The sequence below is a fragment of the Paractinoplanes pyxinae genome (assembly GCF_026626335.1).
In the GTDB taxonomy this organism is placed as follows: domain Bacteria; phylum Actinomycetota; class Actinomycetes; order Mycobacteriales; family Micromonosporaceae; genus Actinoplanes; species Actinoplanes pyxinae.
Map to the genome: position 1 here is coordinate 81,894 of NZ_JAPNTZ010000001.1, position 19,506 is coordinate 101,399.

General features: G+C 71.4%; 19 protein-coding genes. 10 read left to right on the plus strand and 9 right to left on the minus strand.

Annotated features, from left to right (window positions below):
• The first annotated feature begins 64 nt into the window (after positions 1-64).
• Together OWR29_RS00425 and OWR29_RS00430 are read left to right on the plus strand one after the other, a co-directional pair.
• Positions 65-565 (plus strand): SigE family RNA polymerase sigma factor, encoded by a 501-nt coding sequence (locus OWR29_RS00425; RefSeq protein WP_267560167.1) that lies wholly within the window; start codon positions 65-67, stop codon positions 563-565.
• A complete protein-coding gene (locus OWR29_RS00430) occupies positions 562-1,674 on the plus strand; it encodes a hypothetical protein (protein ID WP_267560168.1) in 1,113 nt (370 codons plus the stop codon). Before OWR29_RS00425 ends, OWR29_RS00430 begins: the two co-directional genes overlap by 4 nt.
• On the opposite strand, the gene OWR29_RS00435 is transcribed toward OWR29_RS00430, so the two are convergent.
• The 5 genes from OWR29_RS00435 to OWR29_RS00455 all read right to left on the minus strand — a co-directional run bounded on the left by OWR29_RS00435 (position 1,675) and on the right by OWR29_RS00455 (position 7,534).
• Positions 1,675-2,841 (minus strand): ROK family transcriptional regulator, encoded by a 1,167-nt coding sequence (locus tag OWR29_RS00435; protein WP_267560169.1) that lies wholly within the window; start codon positions 2,839-2,841, stop codon positions 1,675-1,677.
• A 64-nt stretch (positions 2,842-2,905) separates the two neighbouring features.
• Positions 2,906-4,393, minus strand: coding sequence for a glycoside hydrolase family 36 protein (locus OWR29_RS00440; protein WP_267560170.1), 1,488 nt, complete (start codon positions 4,391-4,393; stop codon positions 2,906-2,908).
• Positions 4,394-4,412: 19 nt separating this feature from the next.
• Positions 4,413-5,753 carry an ABC transporter substrate-binding protein gene (locus OWR29_RS00445; protein WP_267560171.1) on the minus strand — a complete coding sequence of 447 codons (1,341 nt, stop codon included), beginning with the start codon at positions 5,751-5,753 and terminating at the stop codon, positions 4,413-4,415.
• A 24-nt stretch (positions 5,754-5,777) separates the two neighbouring features.
• On the minus strand, positions 5,778-6,641 hold the full coding sequence (locus OWR29_RS00450; protein WP_267560172.1) for a carbohydrate ABC transporter permease: 864 nt from the start codon (positions 6,639-6,641) through the stop codon (positions 5,778-5,780).
• Between the two features lie 11 nt (positions 6,642-6,652).
• Positions 6,653-7,534 (minus strand): carbohydrate ABC transporter permease, encoded by an 882-nt coding sequence (locus OWR29_RS00455; protein WP_267560173.1) that lies wholly within the window; start codon positions 7,532-7,534, stop codon positions 6,653-6,655.
• 131 nt (positions 7,535-7,665) lie between these two features.
• Between OWR29_RS00455 and OWR29_RS00460 the strand changes: the two genes are divergently transcribed.
• From OWR29_RS00460 to OWR29_RS00475, 4 genes are read left to right on the plus strand one after another with little or no spacing between them, the layout of a single operon-like run.
• Complete coding sequence (locus OWR29_RS00460; RefSeq protein WP_267560174.1) at positions 7,666-9,561, plus strand: DUF4832 domain-containing protein; 1,896 nt, start codon at positions 7,666-7,668, stop codon at positions 9,559-9,561.
• A gap of 11 nt (positions 9,562-9,572) precedes the next feature.
• Complete coding sequence (locus OWR29_RS00465) at positions 9,573-10,889, plus strand: DUF4832 domain-containing protein (RefSeq protein WP_267560176.1); 1,317 nt, start codon at positions 9,573-9,575, stop codon at positions 10,887-10,889.
• Between the two features lie 12 nt (positions 10,890-10,901).
• On the plus strand, positions 10,902-11,948 hold the full coding sequence (locus OWR29_RS00470) for an amidohydrolase family protein (RefSeq protein ID WP_267560178.1): 1,047 nt from the start codon (positions 10,902-10,904) through the stop codon (positions 11,946-11,948).
• Positions 11,945-12,802, plus strand: coding sequence for a phosphotransferase family protein (locus OWR29_RS00475; protein ID WP_267560179.1), 858 nt, complete (start codon positions 11,945-11,947; stop codon positions 12,800-12,802). The genes OWR29_RS00470 and OWR29_RS00475 overlap by 4 nt, the downstream gene beginning before the upstream one ends.
• 58 nt (positions 12,803-12,860) lie before the next feature.
• Here OWR29_RS00475 and OWR29_RS00480 read toward each other — a convergent pair whose 3' ends face one another.
• Positions 12,861-13,574, minus strand: a complete 714-nt coding sequence (locus OWR29_RS00480; RefSeq protein ID WP_267560180.1) for an anti-sigma factor — start codon at positions 13,572-13,574, stop codon at positions 12,861-12,863.
• Positions 13,528-14,106, minus strand: a complete 579-nt coding sequence (locus OWR29_RS00485; RefSeq protein WP_267560181.1) for an RNA polymerase sigma factor — start codon at positions 14,104-14,106, stop codon at positions 13,528-13,530. Before OWR29_RS00485 ends, OWR29_RS00480 begins: the two co-directional genes overlap by 47 nt.
• 155 nt (positions 14,107-14,261) lie before the next feature.
• Between OWR29_RS00485 and OWR29_RS00490 the strand changes: the two genes are divergently transcribed.
• A complete protein-coding gene (locus OWR29_RS00490) occupies positions 14,262-15,086 on the plus strand; it encodes a DUF4397 domain-containing protein (protein WP_267560183.1) in 825 nt (274 codons plus the stop codon).
• Complete coding sequence (locus OWR29_RS00495; protein WP_267560184.1) at positions 15,083-15,724, plus strand: class F sortase; 642 nt, start codon at positions 15,083-15,085, stop codon at positions 15,722-15,724. Before OWR29_RS00490 ends, OWR29_RS00495 begins: the two co-directional genes overlap by 4 nt.
• Positions 15,725-15,734: 10 nt before the next feature.
• Here OWR29_RS00495 and OWR29_RS00500 read toward each other — a convergent pair whose 3' ends face one another.
• Positions 15,735-16,187 (minus strand): MarR family winged helix-turn-helix transcriptional regulator, encoded by a 453-nt coding sequence (locus OWR29_RS00500; protein ID WP_267560185.1) that lies wholly within the window; start codon positions 16,185-16,187, stop codon positions 15,735-15,737.
• Positions 16,188-16,246: 59 nt separating this feature from the next.
• Between OWR29_RS00500 and OWR29_RS00505 the strand changes: the two genes are divergently transcribed.
• Entirely contained in the window at positions 16,247-17,344 is a 1,098-nt protein-coding gene (locus tag OWR29_RS00505; RefSeq protein ID WP_267560186.1) for a polyprenyl synthetase family protein, read from the plus strand.
• Between the two features lie 4 nt (positions 17,345-17,348).
• Here OWR29_RS00505 and OWR29_RS00510 read toward each other — a convergent pair whose 3' ends face one another.
• Entirely contained in the window at positions 17,349-18,257 is a 909-nt protein-coding gene (locus tag OWR29_RS00510; protein WP_267560187.1) for an alpha/beta hydrolase, read from the minus strand.
• A 108-nt stretch (positions 18,258-18,365) separates the two neighbouring features.
• On the opposite strand from OWR29_RS00510, the gene OWR29_RS00515 reads away from it, so the two are divergent.
• Positions 18,366-19,472 (plus strand): DICT sensory domain-containing protein, encoded by a 1,107-nt coding sequence (locus OWR29_RS00515; RefSeq protein WP_267560188.1) that lies wholly within the window; start codon positions 18,366-18,368, stop codon positions 19,470-19,472.
• Positions 19,473-19,506: the final 34 nt, after the last annotated feature.

The following is a 19,506-nucleotide window of genomic DNA, read 5'->3' on the forward strand; positions in this document are numbered from 1 at the left end:
CGTCCTGCAGCGGATTCCGCACCGAACGCGTTCTTAGCCTAGGGGCACCGGACGGGGAGGACGGATGAGCTTCGAGGAGTTCGCGGCGGCGCGGCTGGCTTCGTTGCTGCGCTATGCGGCGCTGCTCAGCGGTGATCGGGAGGAGGCCCGTGACATCGTCCAGGAGGTGCTGGCCCGGGCGCTGGTGAAGTGGGGGCGGATCGGTTCGGTGCAGGACCCGTACGGCTATGTGCGGCGGATGGTGACCAACGAGTTCCTGTCGCTGCGCCGGCGACGACGAGTGTGGACTGTGCCGCTGGGACCGGAGGCGGTGGACGGGGCTTCGGCGCCGCGCGCGCCGGAGCATCCGGAACCCGACGATGAGTTGTGGCGCCTGTTGATGCGGTTGCCGCGCCAGCAGCGGGCGGTGATCGTGCTGCGCTACTACGAGAGCCTGAGCGACCTGGAGATCGCGGAAGTGCTCGGCTGCCGGACGGGAACCGTGCGCAGCAACGCCAGCCGGGCGCTGGCCGCACTCCGGATCGAGCTCGACGAGCCCACGACCAACGAAAGGATCCTCTCGTGACGAGCCTCGACGAGCTCCGCCGCACCCTCGAACAGCGCGCCGATCTCGCTCCCGACGCCACCGGGCTGGTCGAGCAGGCTCGGGCCGGCGCCGAGCGGATTCGCCGCCGCAACCGGATCCGCGCGGTGACCGCCGTCGCCGTCGTCGTGGTTCTCGCGCTGGCCGCGCCGGTCGTGGTCCGGTCGTACGCCGCCGACCCGCCGCCGAACCCGGCCGGCCCCCTGACCCACTACCGAGAGCCGTACCAGCTCACCCTGGAACTGGCGTCCAGCAAGGTCTACTTCACCCTGACCCACGGCACGCAGGGCAGAACCCAGATCCTCGTCGCCCGGCCGAAGGGCACGCCCAAGGACGACAGCGGCGGCACGATCGCCGTCCACGATCCCGGTACGTTCGACCCGACCCGCCTGCGTCAGGGCGAGCCGGTGACCGTGCAGGGCCACCCGGCCTTCTACGTGAAGAACCTGGAGGCGCCGGCGTCAGCGGTGGCGTCCGACGGGCCGGGTGGGTCACAAGCGCCGTACCGGATCGGAACGGCGGTCGGCTGGCAGGACCGGTCCGGCGCCTGGGTGGTCGTCTACGAGGCCGCGAACCGCGCCGCGACGCTGCGCCTGGCCGAGAACGTACGGCTGACGGCCCCCCGGACGGCCCGGGCGCCGGTGCGGTTCGGCTGGGTGCCGCGCGATCTGCCGGTCACCTACTTCGAGAGCCGAGACATTGCCGAGTACGGGGTGTCCGCCAACGTCGCCTTCGGTGATCCGGCCCGCGGCGGGGAGCAGTCCGACCTGTTCTTCCCGAGCTGGGACGCTCCGCTCACCGTTCAGGTGCTGCCGATGAACGGCATCATGACGGCGTGGGGGGAGGATTACGCCCAGCGGCAGGTGCGCACCATCGCCGGGCACAAGACCTGGTACCTCGAGGGCGAGGTCGGCAACTTCCCGGATCCCGACGGCAGCCAGATGCTGATCCAGGCCGGCTCGTGCGGGATCACCGTCCTGGTCGACGATCGGGAGTCCATCCCGTACCCGGCGCTGCAGCGGATGGTCGAGAACATGACCTTCGGCGGCTGCGACGACATCTCGGACTGGATGCCGGTCGTCGGCTCCTGACTACCGGCGGGGAGCCACGGGCGCGGAGAGGCTGCCGCCGAACAGGCGCTGGTCGACCTCGTTGAGCGACAGCTTCAACGCGCCCAGGGCGACCGAGTCGGCTCCCAGTGTCGAGGCGCGCACCTCGGGCATGCGCAGGCACAGCCGTTCGAGTTCGCGGCGCAGCGGGTCGAGCATCAGGTCGGCCGAGCGGGAGAAGCCGCCGCCGAACACGACCACCTGGGGGTCGAGGGTGAGCACGAGGGCGGCGGCGCCGACGGCCAGGTCTTTGACGTAGCGGTTGACCGCGGTGCGGGCGGCCTTGTGGCCGTCCCGGGCGGCGTTGAAGACCCAGGCGGCGGCGTCGTCGGGGCTGACCGTTTCCGGCACGCCGGGGCAGTTCTGCAGGTGCTGGGGGGCGTCGAGCCAGCGTACGTGCTTCAACGCCCCGATCTCGCCGGCCGCCCCGCCGAACCCGCGGCGCAGCACCCCGTCGATGATCAGGCCGGCCCCGGTGCGCAGCCCGGCCAGCAGATAGACGATGTCGTCGGCGTCGGTGGCGGCGCCCTTCCACTGTTCGCCCAGCGCGGCCAGCTTGCAGTCGTTCTCGATGACGGTCGGGCACGAGAAGTGGGTGGCCAAGTGGGCGGTCAGATCGACGCCCTTCCAGCCCGGTAGCGGCGTGAAGAAGGTGGTGCGGCCGGCCGAGTCGACCGCCCCGGTGACGGCGACGGTGACAGCCCAGATGTCGGTGGGCGTCTTGCCCGCCTCGGTCAGGCAGGCGTCGACGACCTCGTCCAGCTCGGCCAGGCGGGCCTCGGGGCCGGCCTGGGCGTCGACCGCGTGCCTGACGCTGTGCACGATGGCGCCGTCCAGGTCGGCCAGCAGGGCCAGTATCTTGTGCACGCCCACGTCGATGCCGAGCACGTGACCGGCGCCGGCCCGGAACTGGTAGCGGCGGGCCGGGCGGCCGACCGCGCTGCTGGCCCCGGGCTCGAGCACGCTGGCCCAGCCGTCGGTGACCAGGCCTTGTGCGATCACGTCGACGGCGGGCCGGGAGAGACCCGTACGCCGGGACAGCTCGGTGACCGTGGACGGCGGATGGTCACGCAGGGCGCGCACGATGCTCAGCGAGTTGAGCTCGCGCAGCCGGGGCAGGTCGGCGCCGGTGGTGGTGACCTCGGTCAAGGGTGTTCCTCCGGCTCCGCGAAATATGCTCCGAGCTTTACAAAGTCGGCAGGCGCTGGCAAGTCTAGAGCGGGTAGGCCTGCGCGGCCGGGGCCAGGACCGGGGTGAAGTCGGCCTCGCGGCCGTCGACGGCGAACCGGTAGCGGCCGAGCTGCCGGATCTGCGGGCGCGCGGTCAGGTAGGCGGTCATTTTCTCCAGTTCGGTGGCGGTGAGCCAGCTCGGCGGGTCGGACACGGCCCGGAACCGGCAGATGTCGGCCAGGTCGCGCAGCCAGCCCAGTTGCTGGTCGGTGAGCAGGTTGAGCCGGCTGCGGAAGTAGACGACGTCCGGGTCGACCTCGGTCAGCGGCCGGTGCCAGAGCCGGTGCAGCGCGTTGACCACGGCGTTGCGGGCCATCGCGTCGGACGGGTCGTCGCTGGCGTAGTTCTGCCACATCGGCGCGACGTCGGGCCCGCTGCGCAGCCCGTCCAGCAGGCCGAGCGAGGGCAGCAGGATCGCGCCGCTGCCGAGCAGGTAGACGTCGTCCCCGGCCACCTCGCGGATCGCCGTCAGGGCGTCGCGGTAGGTCTGCTCGCGTTCGGCGTCGCCGGCCCGGACGCCCGGGACGGCCCCGGCGTTGATGAAGTCGAGCTTCAGATACTTGAAGCCCCACTCGTGCACCACCCGGTGGGTGAGCTCGCGGATGTGGTCGAGGGCGGCCGGGCGGGAGAGATCGAGGGCGTGGTAGCCGGTTCCCCAGTTGTGGCCGGCGATCACCGGGGCGCCGTCCGGGTCGCGCAGCAGCAGGCCGGGGTGCTGCTGCGCGAACTCGGAGCCGGGCAGGGCGATGAACGGAGCCAGCCACAGCCCTGCGACCAGGCCGGCGTCGCCGATCTTCTCGGCCAGCGCTCGCATGCCGGACGGGAACTTGTCGTTGGGGTGCCAGTCGCCGACCATCCGCTCCCAGCCGTCGTCGATCTGGGCCACGTCGAAAGGCCGGCCGGTCAGGTCCTCGAGGTCCTTGGCCAGCTGCTGCTCGGTGATCGTCTCGTAGTACGCGTACCAGGAGCACCAGACGTTGCCGGCGCGCCGGTCACGGCGGCCCAGCCGCCCGGCCAACTGCCGGGTGTACGTGGCGAACACGTCGGCTTCCGGACCGTACGCCAGGAACCAGGGGGCCGCCCCGCGCTCGTACCACCCGGCCAGGGTGTCCCGGTCGGCCTGCAGCCGCGGCACGCCGAGCCCGAGCGCGCCCAGCAGCAGCACGTTGCCGTCGCCGCCGTCGAGGGCGGCCACCGCTGAGGAGTGGTGCCGGGCCGGGTCGTCCCAGACGTCGTCGTCGGCGGTGACCCGCCGCCGCGGATCGGCGATGCGCAGCGGCGGGCCGGAGAGCCGGCGCCACCCGCACGGGCTCCAGGAGTTCTGCCCGTGGCGGTAGAACAGGGCATCGCCCAGTCCGTGCAGCAGCGCGACGCGTCCCGGCGGCAGGATCAGGCCGCCGTCGGCTGCCTCGGGTGGGCCGGAGGCCTCGAGAGCGAAGGTGCGGCCGCCGAGCTCGATGAGCGATGCCATGGTTCTCCTTGTCCCCAGGTCACTTGAAGAGGGCGTTGACCTGGTCGTTGGCCTTCTTGAGGGCGGTGGCCGAGTCGGTCTGGCCGAGCACCGCCGACTGGATGGCGTCCTGAACGGTCTGGCTGATCTCGTTGCCGTGCTCGGTGATCGGCAGGAAGAAGGTGCCGTCGGCGGCCTTGGCCTCGTCCACGAAGACCTGCACATCCCGATTCTTCGCCTTGTGGGCGGCCAGCGCCTTCTCGCCGGCGCCCTGAATGGCCGGGAAGACGACACCGTTGCCGCCGACGATGTTCTGGCAGTCGGCCGAGCCCAGGAACTTGACCCACTTCCAGGCCGCGTCCTTGTGCTCGGTGCCGGCCCAGATCGCGTCGGACAGGCCGTTGATCGCCGTCTTGCGGCCCTGCGGCCCGGCCGGCACGGGAGCGAACGCGAATGCGGCCTTGGCGTCGTCACCCAGGTACGTGTTGATCGTCCACGAGCCGGCGAAGCTGATCGCGCCCTTGCCCGCGCCCATCAGCGTGTCCCGGCTCAGCGTCGAGTTCTTGTCGAGCGCGGGGCTGTAGCCCTTGGCGATCAGCGACTTGTACCAGTCGATCGTGGCGGCCAGGGCGGGGTCGTCGTACTTGTACTGAGTTCCCCACGGATTCTTGTCGAGGTAGGTGAATCCGTTGCTCGCGGCCAGGTTGCCCCAGCCGTTCTGGCCCTGCGACCCGTCGGCCCACTCGGGCAGATACCCGTACACCTTGACCTTGGTCTTGTCGAAGGCCGGGTCGAGCCCGTTCTTGCCGTTGGCGTCGACGGTGGCCTTGGCGATCAGCTTTTCGAAGGTGCCGCCGTCGGACGGGTTCCAGGTGAGATCGGCCAGGTCGGCCGGCTTGATGCCCTGCTTGGCCAGATGGTCCACGTTGTAGACCAGGGCCATGGTGTCCCAGTCCTTCGGCAGGCCGTAGCGCTTGCCGTCCTTGGTGAACAGGTCGGCCAGCCCGGCCTGGTACTGCGTCAGGTCGACCTTGTCGGCGGTCACGAACGGCTCGATGTCGAGGATCTGCCCGGACGTGACGAACTGCGGGTAGTACGAGCCCTGGTTGGTCCACACGTCCGGGGCGTCCCCCGAGGCGAGCTGGGTGGTGAGGTTCTGCCAGTACTGGTCCCAGGCCGACTGGGTGATCTGAATCCTGATGCCGGGGTTGGCCGCGGTGAACGCGTCGGCGCAGGCCTGGTAGGACGCCTTCTGGTTGTCGTCCCAGAGCCAGTAGTCGAGGGTGACGTTGTCCTTGTCGCCGGAATCGGCGGTGGCGGAGCAGCCGGTGAGGACGGCGAGCGACAGCAGCACGGCCGCGGCCCGGGTTCTGCGGATCATCTGACTCTCATCTCTGCGGGAGGGTTATTTGCTGCCGGTGAAGTTGAGCGACTGGACGAGCCGCTTGCCGACGAAGATCAGCAGGAGGGCGACCGGGACGACCGACAACGTCGAGGCGGCCATCAGCCCGGTCCAGTCCGGCTGGGTGTTGGGGGACTGCTGCAGGAAGACGCCGAGGGCCACGGTGACCAGGCGGTTCTCCTCGCCCCGGCCGACCAGCAGCGGCCACAGGAAGTCCTTCCAGGCCCACACCGTGGTGGTGATGCCGATGGTGATCAGCGGGCCGCGGCTCATCGGCAGCGCGATCCGCCAGAAGATGCCCCAGGGGCCGTTGCCGTCGAGGATCGCGGCCTCCTCGACGTCGCGGGGCAGCGACAGGAAGAACTGGCGCAGGAAGAACACCGCGAACGGGGTCATCAGGATGGTCGGCGCGACCATGCCGGCCATCGTGTTGATCAGGCCGAGGTCTTTGACGAGTACGAAGTTGGGCAGCAGCGTGAAGATGGGCGGCACCATCAGGGCGCTGATGATGATCGCGAAGACCAGGTCGCGGCCGGGGAAGCGCAGCCGGGCGAAGGCGTACCCGGCCATGGCGCAGAACAGCGTCTGGAACGCCGCGATCAGCCCGCAGTAGATGACCGAGTTGAGGATGTAGCGGGCGAAGTCGATGTGCGCGCCCGAGCCGCCGGCCGCGCGGGCCTCGGCCTCACTGGTCAGGCTGAGCACCCGGGCGAAGTTGATCAGGGTGGGGTCGCGGGGGAGCAGGCCGGCGTTGTCGGTCAGCAGGTCGCCGGCCGGGGTCAGCGCCGTACGGACCATCCACCAGAACGGGAAAACGGTGATCACCACGATGACGGCCATGACCGTCCAGCCGAAGATCCTGCGCATGCGGTCCGTCCTCATGCCAGGTCCGAGGTGGACGCCCGCAGCAGGCGCATCTGGACGGCGGTGAGCACGCCGAGGATCAGCGCGAGGAACACCGCCGCGGCCGAGGCGTAGCCCATCTGGAAGTACGAGAAGGCCTGCTGATAGATGAAGTAGTAGAGGACCCGGGTGGCGCCGGCCGGATCGCCCTGCGTGGTGACCGCGATGGTGTCGAAGATCTGGAACGAGCCGATCAGTGAGACCACCAGCACCAGGGCCAGGACGGGGCGCAGCAGCGGCAGCGTGATCGAGCGGAACATCCGCCACTCGCCGGCGCCGTCGATCGACGCCCCTTCGTAGAGATACTGCGGAATCTGGAGCATCCCGGCGTACAGCAGCAGTGCCGTGTACCCCGCGTAGGCCCAGGTGTTGATGGCCGCGATCGACGGCATGGCCAGCGCCGCGTCGGTGAGGAAGCCGACCGGGCCGATCCCGAGCGTGGTGAGCAGGTGGTTGACGAAGCCGAGGTTGGTGTCGAGCAGCCACATCCACAGCAGGCCCACGGTGACGTTGGGGACCAGCCACGGCAGCAGCAGCGTCGCCCGCAGCACCACCGAGCGGGTCAGCCGGTGCATGAGCGCGGCCACGAGCAGGGCCAGCACGGTCTGCGACCCGATGTTGAGGACCACGTACCAGACGGTGACCAGCAGCGACCGCCAGAACTGGCTGTCGTGCACTAGCTTGTCGTAGTTGTCGGCGCCCACGAAGGCCGGAGTGCCGAGCATCGTGTAGTCGGTGACCGAGTACCAGGCGCCGCGGATGGCCGGGTAGCCGTAGAACACGGCGAACCCGGCCAGCACCGGCACGAGGAACCACCAGGCCGCGCGACGGTCGTCGCGCCGTTTCGTCGAGCTCATCCGCGCCCCCGCTTCATCCGACGGGTTGGCCCTTGCCAGCCGGCCCGATGTCGAATAATGATGTAGACCTTCGATATTTTGTCAATACCTCTTCGTAATCCCCGGGCAACACCGACCCTCGGAGATCGACAATGAGAAGATCCCTCGGCGCCGTGGTCCTCGGCGTCCTCCTCGCCCTCACCCCGGCGGCCGTGGCGCACGCCGCACCGGCCGGACCCCCGCCCCGGCCCGCGGCCCCGTCCGCTCCCGACGCCGCCCTGGCGGTCCATCCGCTCGCGGCGGCGCCGGGGCCGATCGACAACCCGCTCAAGGGCTTCGCGAAGTTCTACTCACCCGGCGGCAACCAGAACGTCGGCTATCCGCACGCGCTGACCTGGGGCTACTTCGGCCTGTCGGAGATCATGACCAGCGCCTCGAACTGCGGCAGCTACAACTGGTCCATCGTGGACAACATGCTGGCCGAGACGGCGAGCTACGGGAACCAGGCGGCGATCCGCGTCTACCTGACCTACCCCGGCGGCACCGGCAGCCACCCGGCCAACGCGATCCCGCCCTGCTTCACCGGCAACGTCGCGATGCGGGCCGACACGTACTGGAACGTCACGCACCCCGACTACGACAACCCGTTCGCACTGACCGCGCTGAAGAACTTCATCGCGGCCTTCGGCGCCCGCTACGACGGCGACCCCCGGCTCGGCTTCCTCCACCTCGGCCTGGTCGGGCTGTGGGGTGAGTGGCACACCTGGCCGTACGACACCGACACCGCCGACGGACGGCCGAACTACATGCCCAGCGACGCCAACGGCGCCCAGCTGGTGGCCGCCTTCGACGCCGCGTTCAACCGGACGAAGGTCGAGATCCGCTATCCGGACGCGGCCGGCGGCGCCGCCAACAACCGCGACATCGGCTACCACGACGACTCGTTCTGCTTCCGCGAAGGCTCGCCGCTGCAGGGCGTCACGCTGCCGCAGTCGCTCGGCGGCGCGTCCTACGCGCAGCTGCAGCGCAACCTGGCCACCGGCACCGAGAACAAGTGGATCACCAGCTCGATCGGCGGCGAGCTACGCCCGGAGATCCAGTCCACGGCGTTCGCGAGCTGGCCCAACGGTTCCGGCGCGGTCGACAACCTCAAGGCCTGCCTCGAGCTGACCCACGCGAGCTGGATGATCAACGAGCAGAGCGGCGGGTACGCGGCGGGCGACGCCAACGTGGGGGCCGCGGTCCGGCTGATGGGTTACAACCTCACGGTCGACAACGCCTACTACCGCGACACGGCAAGTGGCAGCACGAACGTCGGCGTCCGGATCGCCAACACCGGCGTGGCCCCGTTCTACTACCCGTGGACGGTGACGCTCGGTCTGAAGAACAGCGGCGGAACGGTCGTACGGACGTGGGACACCAGCTGGGATCTGCGCAAGGTGCAACCGCTGACGATCCGGAACTTCCCCGACTGGAACGCGGGCGGCGACTATCGCGATTTCGGCTACCGGCAGTACTTCCAGCACACCGCCGACCTGTCCGGGCTGGCCAACGGCTCGTACCAGTGGGTGTTGCGCGTCAAGAACCCGCTCGAGGCGGTCAGCGCCAACGCCAGGAAGCTGCGCTTCGCCAACGCCACCCAGCAGTCGGACGGCTGGCTCGGCCTGGGCCCGGTGACCGTCGGTACGGGCGGCGGCGGGCCGGCCGGCTTCGAAGCCGAGGCCGGTACGCGTACCGGGGGAGCCGCAGTTGCCTCTTGCGCGGCCTGCTCGGGCGGCCAGAAGGTCGGCTGGCTCGGCAACGGCGCCACGCTCACCTTCACCGGCGTCCCCGGCGGCGGCCCGAAAACCGTCACCTTCCACTACCTGACCGCCGAGCCCAGGACGGCCACCGTCAACGGCCAGCCCGTCACCTTCCCGGCCACCGGCGGCTGGGACACGGTCGGCGCCACCGCCACCACGCTCACCCTGCCCGCCGGCGCCACCACGATCACCGTCGCCAACCCCGGCGGCTGGGCCCCCGACATCGACCGCATCACCGTCAGCTGAGGGATCACACCATGCGCAGAGCGCTCGTCCTCGCCCTCGCCCTGGTTCTGGCCACAGGCAGCCCCGCCGTGGCCAAGCCCGGCCCGACCTGGAAGCCCCTGTCCTACACCGCCGCGCCCGCCGACAACCCGCTCAAGGGTTTCCTGCCCTTCGCCGGCGACTACCAGACCTTCCCGCACAGCATGGAATGGTTCTATCTGCCGCTGCGCGACATCATGACCGGCCCCCGGCAGTTCCGGTGGGACGCGATCGAGAAACAGCTCGACGCGATCGCCGCCCGCGGGCACCAGAGCGCGTTCCGGATCTACCTCGACTATCCGGGCCGGCCCACCGGCATCCCGCAGTATCTGCTCGACCAGGGCTTGGTCACCCGCCCGTATCCGGACTTCGGCAACAACGGCGTCAGCGTCGCCCCCGACTGGAACGATCCCCGGCTGATCACCTCGCTCGAGAACTTCATCACCGCGCTCGGCCGCCGCTACGACGGGGATCCGCGGATCGGCTTCCTCACGCTGGGACTGATCGGGTTCTGGGGTGAGTGGCACACCTGGCCCTACGACGGCACGACCCGGCCCGAGAACTGGATGCCCAGCACCGCGAACCTGACCCGGATCCTGAACCGCTACGACGCCGCGTTCCGCACCACCCGGCTGCTGGCCCGCTATCCCAGCCCGCAGAACAAGAACCTGAACATCGGCTACCACGACGACTCGTTCGCCTTCGAGACGCTGCCCGCGCAGTCCTGGCACTTCGTGCAGCGCCTCATCGACGAGGGCGTCACCGGCAAATGGCAGCGGGAACCGGTCGGCGGGGAGCTGCGTCCCGAGATCCAGTCCTGCCTGTTCGAAGACCCGATTAGTTGTACGCAGTACGAGGACTACACCGAGTCGGTGGCGCAGACGCACGCCTCCTGGCTCATCAACCACGCCGCCTTTGCCGGCGAGGGCTACACCGGCGACGAGTATCAGCGTGCGCTGTCCGCGGCCAGGTCCCTGGGGTACGAGCTGACGGTCACGCAGGCGGCGGTCGGCCGCGACCGCGTGTCGATCCGGGTGGCCAACCGGGGGACCGCGCCCTTCTACTACGACTGGCCGGTCGAGCTGGCCGCGGCCGACCGGTCCGGGCGCATCGTCCGGCGCTGGACGACCGGATGGTCCGTGGCCGGCATCCAGCCCGGGCCGGAGACCACGCTGTCGGCCCGGATCAAGGGCGTCCCGTCCGGCGCCCGGATCATGCTGCGCGTGCCCAATCCGATGCGCGGCGGCATTCCCTTGCGGTTCGCCAACAGCAGCCAGAACATCCGTACGGGATGGCTCACCCTCACCTAGAAGGGGCCGCACATGAACATCGACGACCTGCCGCTGCGCGACTACACGCCCGTCCCGTCGATCCGGCGGCCGCAGACGTACGTCGCCCGCGCGGCGGCGCCGGTCGTCGATGTGCACAACCACCTCGGGCGGTGGCTCGGCGACGGCGACTGGCTCATCCCCGACGCCGCCGAGCTGCTCGATCTGATGGATGCGGCCGGGGTCCGGACGATCGTCAACCTCGACGGCCGGTGGGGAACCGAGCTCGACGCCAACCTGGACCGCTACGACCGGGCGCACCCGGGCCGGTTCGTGACCTTCGCCCACCTCGACTGGACGGCGTTGCAGCGGCCCGGGCCCACGGAGGCGCTGATCGCCCAGCTGATGCGGGCCCGTGACGCCGGTGCGCGCGGCCTCAAAGTGTGGAAAGACCTGGGGCTGGGTGTCACCGACGCCGACGGCGCGCGGGTGCTGCCCGACGACCCGCGCCTGGCTGATGTTTTCGCGGCGGCGGGCGAGCTCGGACTGCCGGTGCTCATTCACACGGCCGATCCGCTCGCCTTCTTCGCCCCTTTCGACGTACGCAATGAAAGGCTCGAGGAATTGGCGGAGAACCCGGACTGGTGGTTCGGCGCGCCCGGCCACCCCACCTTCGACCGGCTGATGCAGGCGTTGGACACGGTGGTGGGAAACGCGCCCGGCACAGTGTTCATCGGCGCCCACGTGGGCTGCGCGGCCGAGGACCTGGGCTGGGTCGACGGCATGCTGCGCCGCCACCCCAACTTCCACATCGACCTCGGCGGGCGGCTGGCCGAACTGGGCCGGCAGCCCCGGGCCACCCGCCGGCTGATCCTCGACCACCCGGACCGGGTGCTGTTCGGCTCCGACGCCTTCCCGGCCACCCGAGAGGCGTACGAAACGTATTGGCGCTTCCTGGAGACCGAGGACGAGTGCTTCCCGTACGCGCCGGGCGCCCCGATCCCGCCTCAGGGCCGCTGGGACATCGCCGCGATCGCGCTACCGCCCGACGTCCTGACCCTGGTGTACGCGACCAACGCCGACCGCCTGCTGCGGCTATGACCTCGGCCCCCGCGCCGGTGCTCGCCTGGCTGGCCAAGCACCTCAGCCCGGATACGAGGATGCGGTCCCTGCACGGCGGCGAGAGCCCGTGGTGGGTCGACGCGACCACGTCGTTCGGGCCGCTGTCGGCGGTGCTCAGGTGTCCCAGCAGCCGTATCTCCGGCGAGCAGATCGTGACCAACGTGGCCGCGCTGGCCGTGGCCGAGAAGCACGGCCTGCCCGCGCCCCGGCTGCTCGCGGCCGACGTCGACGGCCGGGAAGCGGGTGTGCCGGCCAGCCTGGAGACCGTGGCCGGCGGGACCAGCGCCTGGCCCGCCCGGCCGTCCGCGATGTTCCTGCGCACGGCCGGCGCCGCGATCGCCCGGGTGCACACCGTCCGCCTCGACCCGCAACCGCGGCTGCCGTTGCGACGGCGGCCCATCGCGGTCGACGACTTCGCCGGGGACCGCCGGGCGGGCCGGATGCCGACCACCGATCTGCTCCGGCGGGCCGACGAGCGCGTACAGGCGATCACGCCGCCGACCGGGCCGACCGTCCTCGTTCACGGCGACGTGTGGCCGGGCAACGCGATGGCCGACGGCCACCGGGTCGGCGCCCTGATCGACTGGAAGACCGCCGGGACCGGCCATCCCGGCGTGGACCTCGGCGAGCTCCGCAAGCAGACGGCGATCATCTACGGCGACGACGCCGCCGCGCATATATTGCTGGGCTGGGAGCAGGCATCCGGCACCCGGGCCGGCGACGTCGCCTACTGGGACGCCGTGGCCGCCCTCAACACGCCGACCGATTCCTACAGTGCGGAGGCCGCGCGGCGGCGCGACGACTTCCTGCGGGCCGCCCTCGCCCGGTTGTGAACTCACGGCCGCCGGAGGCGGGGTGGCGGCTTCGACACCGCCACCCCGCCGGGCCGGCTCAGCCCGTGAGGGTCCCGCGCAACAGGCTGCGGCCGGAATGGGTGGCGTCGCCGTCGTGCGGCTCGTCGCTGACGTCGACCAGGCGGTACCGCTTCAGGTCGGTGCCCGGCGGGACCGGCAGCACGGCGTCCGGCTGGTCGGAGAGGTTGCCGAGGGCCACCATCTTGCCCGGGTCGTCCGGGTCGAGCAGCCACACCTCGTGGAAGCCGGTGGTCAGCGGCAGGTTGCGGACGTCGATGCGAAGCTGCCCGTCGGACAGCACCCGCACGTCACCGCCCGCGTTCGGCGGCACCGTCTTCAACGGCGTCAGCGTCGCCCGCGCGGTCACCTCCTCGGCCGGCGCGCGGCCGGTGAAGCGGTCGACGGCCACCGTGCCGGCCACCGCGAGCACCGCCGCGGCGGCCGCGGCGAGAACCGGCGTCAGCCAGCGCGGCCGGGAACGGCGCGCCCGTTGCTGCCTGATGTCGACCACCGGCGCGACAGGGGCGGGCGCCCGTGCGATGCCCGCCTCGATGGCCTGCCACACGTGTTCCGGCGGCGGCGGCAGATCGCGCAGCGCCTGGACGTCGGAGCCGATGCCGGCCACCTCGCGCAGGGCCCGCATCTCGTGGCGGCAGACGTCGCACTGCGTCAGGTGATCGGATTCGCTCAGGTCCTCGAGTTCTTCAGAGAGCGCGAGTAGGACCAGCCGATCGGGATCCAAATGTTGCACCGTCCACCTCCCAACGCCGTCGCAGATTGGCCATTCCCCGGCGGATATGGCTCTTGACCGTGCCCAGCGGCAGCCCGGTGACCGCCGCTATCTGTGGATGAGTGAGATCGTCGAAGAACGCCAGCTCCAGTGTGCGTCGCTGTTCGACCGGCAGCCGGGACAGCTCGTCGGCGACCACGAGGCGGTCGACCGTCTGTTCGGGGGTCCGGTCGGGCTCGGGCGGTGGTTGCTGAGCCTGCACGGTGGCGGTCGTGCGTTGCTCGCGGGCCATCGACCGCAGCCGGTCGACCGCCTTGCGCCGGGCTATGCCGAGCAGCCAGCCCAGCACGCTGCCGCGTTGCGGATCGAAGCCGTCCCGGCCGGTCCACGCGGCCACGAACGTCATCTGAGTGACGTCCTCGGCGTCGGCCCGGTTGCCCAGCAGCCGCTGGGCCAGGTACAGCACGGCGGCGCCGTGCCGGTCGTACGCCATGCGTAAAGCCGTCTCGTCGCCGTCGCGTAACCGCTCGGCGAGCTCGTCGTCGGAGCTCATCGACCTCCTTCCTTCGATACGGGTTCCAACTGATAGTTCGCTCGCCGGGGCCCGCGCGGTTGCACCGATTTTTTCTTTCGATCATCCGCATCCGAGCGCCGCCGCCCCGGCGAAGGACCGGGCGTACCGAATCGACGATCACCCGAGGAGTTCCGATGCGCAATCTGTCCCTCCGCCGCGCGGTCACGGCCGGCGCGGTCACCATCCTCGCCCTGGGCGGCGCCGCCGCGCTGGGCGCCGGGCCGGCCTACGCCAAGGCGAACTCCCAGGTCACGGTCGTGCACGGCATTCCCGGGCAGGCGGTCGACGTCTACGTCAACGGCAAGAAGACCGTGCCGAACTTCCAGCCCGGCAAGGTCGCCGGCCCGCTGAGCCTGCCCGCCGGCCAGTACGACATCGCCCTGACCAAGCCGGGCGACGCCATCGGCGACGCGCTGCTGACCGTGGACGACGCCGAGGTGCCCGGCGGCGCCAACATCAGCCTGGTCGCCCACCTGAACGCGGAGGGCCAGCCGGCCCTGACCCCGTTCGTCAACGACACGGCCAAGCTGGCCGCCGGTAAGGCCCGCCTGATCGTCCGGCACGCCGCGGCCGCGCCCGCGGTCGACATCCGGGCCGGCGGCAAGCCGGTCTTCGAGGGCGTGACCAACGGCAAGGAGGGCAAGGCCGACCTGGACGCGGGCACCGTCTCGGCCGACGTGGTGCTGGCCGGCAGCGACACCCGCGTGCTCGGCCCGGCCGACCTGGACCTGAAGGAAGGCACGGCGACGATCGTGTACGCGGTCGGCTCGGCCGAGGCCAAGAGCCTCGACATCGTGACGCAGACGATCGACGGCCTGCACTCCGCGCCGGGCGGCGTGCCCAGCGGTGACGGCGGCCGCGCCGACGGCAACGGTTCGCTGCCCTGGTACGGGATCGGCGCGGTCGGCATCCTGCTGGCCCTGTTCGGCCTCACGCGGCTGGCGACCGGGCGTCGATGAGCTCACGCCTCGCCGCTTCCGTCGCGGCGCTGGGTGTGGCCCTGGCCGTGACCGCCGGTGTCGTCGCTTGTCAGTCGCAGCCCGCGGCCGACTTCGGCGCCCCGGCGGTCACCGGGCCGGCCTCTCCGGCCGCTTCGGCGGTGGGGGTGCCGGTCCGGGACGGCCGGCCGCCCCGGACCGCGACCACCGAAGCGCCCGCCCGGCTGCGCATACCCGCCCTGAAGCTGGACGCGGCCGTCGACGCCGTCGGCATCGACGCGGCCACCGGCGACTTCGCGGTCCCGCCCAGCGTCGACCGGGTCGGCTGGTACCGGTACGGGCCGGGATTCGCCGCGAAGGCCGGTTCCATCGTCGTCGCCGGGCACGTGGACAGCGCAGCCGAGGGGAAGGGCGCCTTCTTCAAGCTCGGCGCGCTGAACGCGGGCGACGAGGTGACCCTCGTCGGTCCGGACGGCCGGGAGCAGGCCTTCGAGGTGATCGCCCGCGAGCGCTACCGCAAGACGGCCATCCCGCTGGACAAGTACTTCGCCCGCGACGGGAGTCCCCGGCTGACGCTGATCACGTGCGGTGGCCCGTTCGACGCGAAGACCCGCCACTACCGCGACAACGTGGTGGTGACGGCCGAGCCCGCTCCCTGAGCGGGCCGGCTCACTCGGCGGCGTAATCGCGCATCGCCGCCGTGACGTCGCGCAGGAACCCGGCGGTGACCTCGGCCTGCTCCGGGGTCAGCCGGGCCGCCGCCGCCTCGACCCGCTCGAGAAGAGGCGTCAAAGCACCGAGCACTTCCTCGTACGCATGACCGGTGGCCACGACTGTCTGCCGGCGCCGGTCGGACGGGTGCGGCACCCGTTCGGCATGGCCGGCCGCCTCGAGCCGGTCGACCAGGGTGGTGGCCGAGGCCGACCGGATGCCCAGCCGGTGGCCGAGCTCGGTCGGCCCGAGGCCGTCCCGGTGGCTGAGCAGGTGGTCCAGCGCCAGCGCGTCGGTGATGCCGACGCCGAGCCGGTCGGCCAGGCTGTGCGTGGCCTCGCCGCTGGCCTGCAGCAGGCCCCGGATCGCGAGGGCCACCTCGCTGGATCGTTGCCGCCGTCGTCCGCCCATGCGGAAATCATAAGGCCCACAGGTAGCAAGATTCTCTAGCTACCTGTATAACGAAATTCATGATGAGCGAGGCAATGCGCGCTCACGCGCTGCTGGACGCGGAGCAGTTGAGGGCCCGGGTCCGCACCACGATCGACAGGTTCCTCGCCCGCCAGACCGAGGTGCTGGCCGACGTCAGCGACGACTGCGCCCCGCTCGTGCGGTACGTGGCCGACCTCATGAGCGGTGGCAAGCGGCTCCGACCGGCCTTCTGCTACTGGGCGTGGCGGGCGGCCGGGGCGCCGGACGAGCCGGCCGTGGTCACCGCGGCCACCGCGCTCGAGTTCCTGCAGGCCGCCGCGCTCATCCACGACGACGTCATGGACGGCTCCGACCTGCGCCGGGGCGCCCCGGCCGTGCACCGCCGGTTCGCGGCACTGCACCGCGACCGGGGCTGGGGCAGCGACGCCGACCACTTCGGCGTCTCGTCGGCGGTGCTGGCCGGCGACCTGTGCCTGGCCTGGAGCGACGAGCTGTACACGGGCAGCGGCCTGCACCCGGTCGCGCTCGGCCGCGGCCGCAGCGTGTTCAACGGCATGCGCACCCAGCTCATGGGCGGGCAGTACCTCGACCTGCTCGACCAGGCGAGCGGGGGCCGGCGCGACCCGGGCGCGGTCGAACGGGCCCGCCGGGTCATGCACTACAAGAGCGCCAAGTACACCGTGGAGCACCCGCTGCTGCTCGGCGGCCGGCTGGCCGGGGCCGGCGACCGCCTGCTGGCCCGCTTCTCGGCGTTCGGCCTGCCCCTCGGCGAGGCCTTCCAGCTGCGCGACGACGTGCTGGGGGTGTTCGGCGACTCCGGCCGGACGGGCAAGCCGGCCGGGGACGATCTGCGCGAGAACAAGCGGACGGTGCTCGTCGCGCTCGCCTTCGAGCAGGCCACCGGCGTACAAGAAAAGGTTTTGAAGTCGCACCTCGGCGACAGCGCGCTGGACGCCGCCGGGGTCGACGAGGTGCGGGAGGTTCTGGTCGAGACCGGTGCGCTGGCCGGGGTCGAGCGCATGATCGGCGAGCTGCTGGACCGGTCGCTGGCCGCGCTCGACGACGTCGACCTGGCCGAGCCCGGCCGGTCGGCACTCGTCGCCCTCGCCGACGCCGCGACCAACCGCACGTCCTGACCGGCTAGAGGTGGTTCTGATAGAAGGTGGCCAGCCGGTCGACGGCGGCGTCGACATATTCCGGTACGTCGTACATCTCGTAGTGCCGGGCGCCGGGGATCACCAGGCGGTCGACCGGATTCGGGGCCAGCTTCCACAACCGCTCACCCGACGTGTCGAAGCCGGTGCCGTCCAGGTTCTCGGCCAGGATCAGCTGCAGGGGCTGGGTCATGAGCTGGTCGACCAGGTGGAACGGGTCGAAGCCGAGCAGCAACGAGTCGCCCCGGGAAAGGCGGCGGTTCGTCGAGTGCTCGTTGCGGCCCCGGTCGGTGCGGTAGTAGGTAATCGCCTGCAGCAGGTCGACGTCGGTCACCCCGGCCGCCTCCGCGTCCTCCAGGGTGTCGGGCAGCCAGTTCTCGCGGGTCAGCACGCCCGTCCGGACCTCCTCGAGACGCGCCTCGGCCAGGGCGTCGAGCGCGGCCACCGGGCCGTCCGCCTGGAAGCCGCGGAACGACGAGCCGATGTCGCCCGGGTCGACCGCGCCGACGGCCCGGATGCGGTGGTCGGTGCGGGCGGTGTGGATCGCGTAGCCGCCACCCGCGCAGATGCCGAGGACGCCGATGCGGTGCGGGTCGATGCCCGGGATCGCGGTGAGGGCGTCGATCGCGTACGAGATGTCCTCGCTCCGGCGGTACGGGTCCTCCAGGTCGCGCGGTTCGCCGCCGCTCTGACCCTGGTGAGCCGGATCGAACACCAGCGCGGCGATGCCCCGCGCGGCGAGGCCGGCGGCGTAGTTCGCGCCGATCTGCTCCTTCACGCTGCTGCCCGGCGTGGACAGCACCACGGCGCGCAACGGGTCCGCCTCGTCCAGCTCATGGGGCAGGTGCAGCTCGGCCGCGAGCTCGATCGGCCCGCGCGGAATGGTGACATGCATCGGACAGCGCCTTTCGTCGACTCAGCACCGATTGAACAGTGTGTTGCGGGAACACAGTCAAGCCACCGCCCGGATGCGGTGACCGCGCGGTGGCCCTAGGGTTCGGCCGTGTCCGATGCCCCAGCCGTCCGGCGGCTGACCAAGAGAACTCTGGTGACCATCTCGCACGCGCTGGAACGGGCGGCGCTGGCGGCCGCCGAGGACGGGCCGATGGTGGTCTTCGCCCTGTTCCAGCGTCTGCCCTACTTCGAACGTGAACGCGCCGTCTACGAGCGGATCGCCGGCCGGGCCGCGGTGACGGTGGTGGGTCTGGTCGCCGAGCAGACCCCGGACACGCCGGCCGGCGCCCATCCGGTCCTGCTCGACGAGAAGGAGGAGCTGGCGCGGGAGTGGACCGTGGTCGTGCTGACCCCCAGGTTCGGCGGGATGCTGGTGGCCCACGACCTCGAGGAGTTCCAGGCCGGCTCGGCGACGCTGGAGAGCGGGCGCGTCTTCGAGGCCCGGGCCGCCTTCCGCCGTGACGACGCGCTGCACGAGGTGCTTCGGCTGCGCCGTCAACTGGGCGATCGCCTGCCGCCGGCGGCTCTGTCGGCGGTGGATGCGGCAGTCGGCCGGGTGCGGGAGATACCGGCCACGCCGGGCGAGAGCCGGACCGACGCGGCTCTGCACCTGTTCGCGGCCCGGGCCGAGCACGACCACACCCGGCTGCGGACCGGTGCGCAGCCGGCCCGCCCCGACGAGGGCCGTGACGACGCGGGCGACACCGACCTGGCGGGCCGGGCCGGGGTGCGGCGATGGGCCGGGACGAGCGGTGTCACCGCCTCCGGCGTTCTGCCGGTGGCGTTGCTGGCCGTCCGGGTCACCCACGCCCCGGCCGGCCAGGACGGGCCGATCGGACGGACGGCCACTCGCCAGCAGCAGGCCGCGATCGAGCTGGTCGTGGCCCGGCTGCGGCCGGCCGACCGGGCGACCAAGGCCGGCCCCGACGACTTCCTGCTCTACCTGCCCGCGCTCGGGCACGACGACGCGGTGGCGTTCGCGTACGGTCTGGTCGCCGACTTCGAGGCCGCCCACGCCCGCAGCGCGTTCCTGTCCGCGACCGTGACGGTGGCACTGACCGTGACCCGCCGCCGCCCGTTGCCCGAGGACCGGCTGCGCGAGGCGTTGGACTGGGCCGTCGCCCAGAACGCCCCGGTGGTGACGCTCGACGGCTGACCGTGCGCCGCGAGCGGCGCTCCGGCGGCCGGCC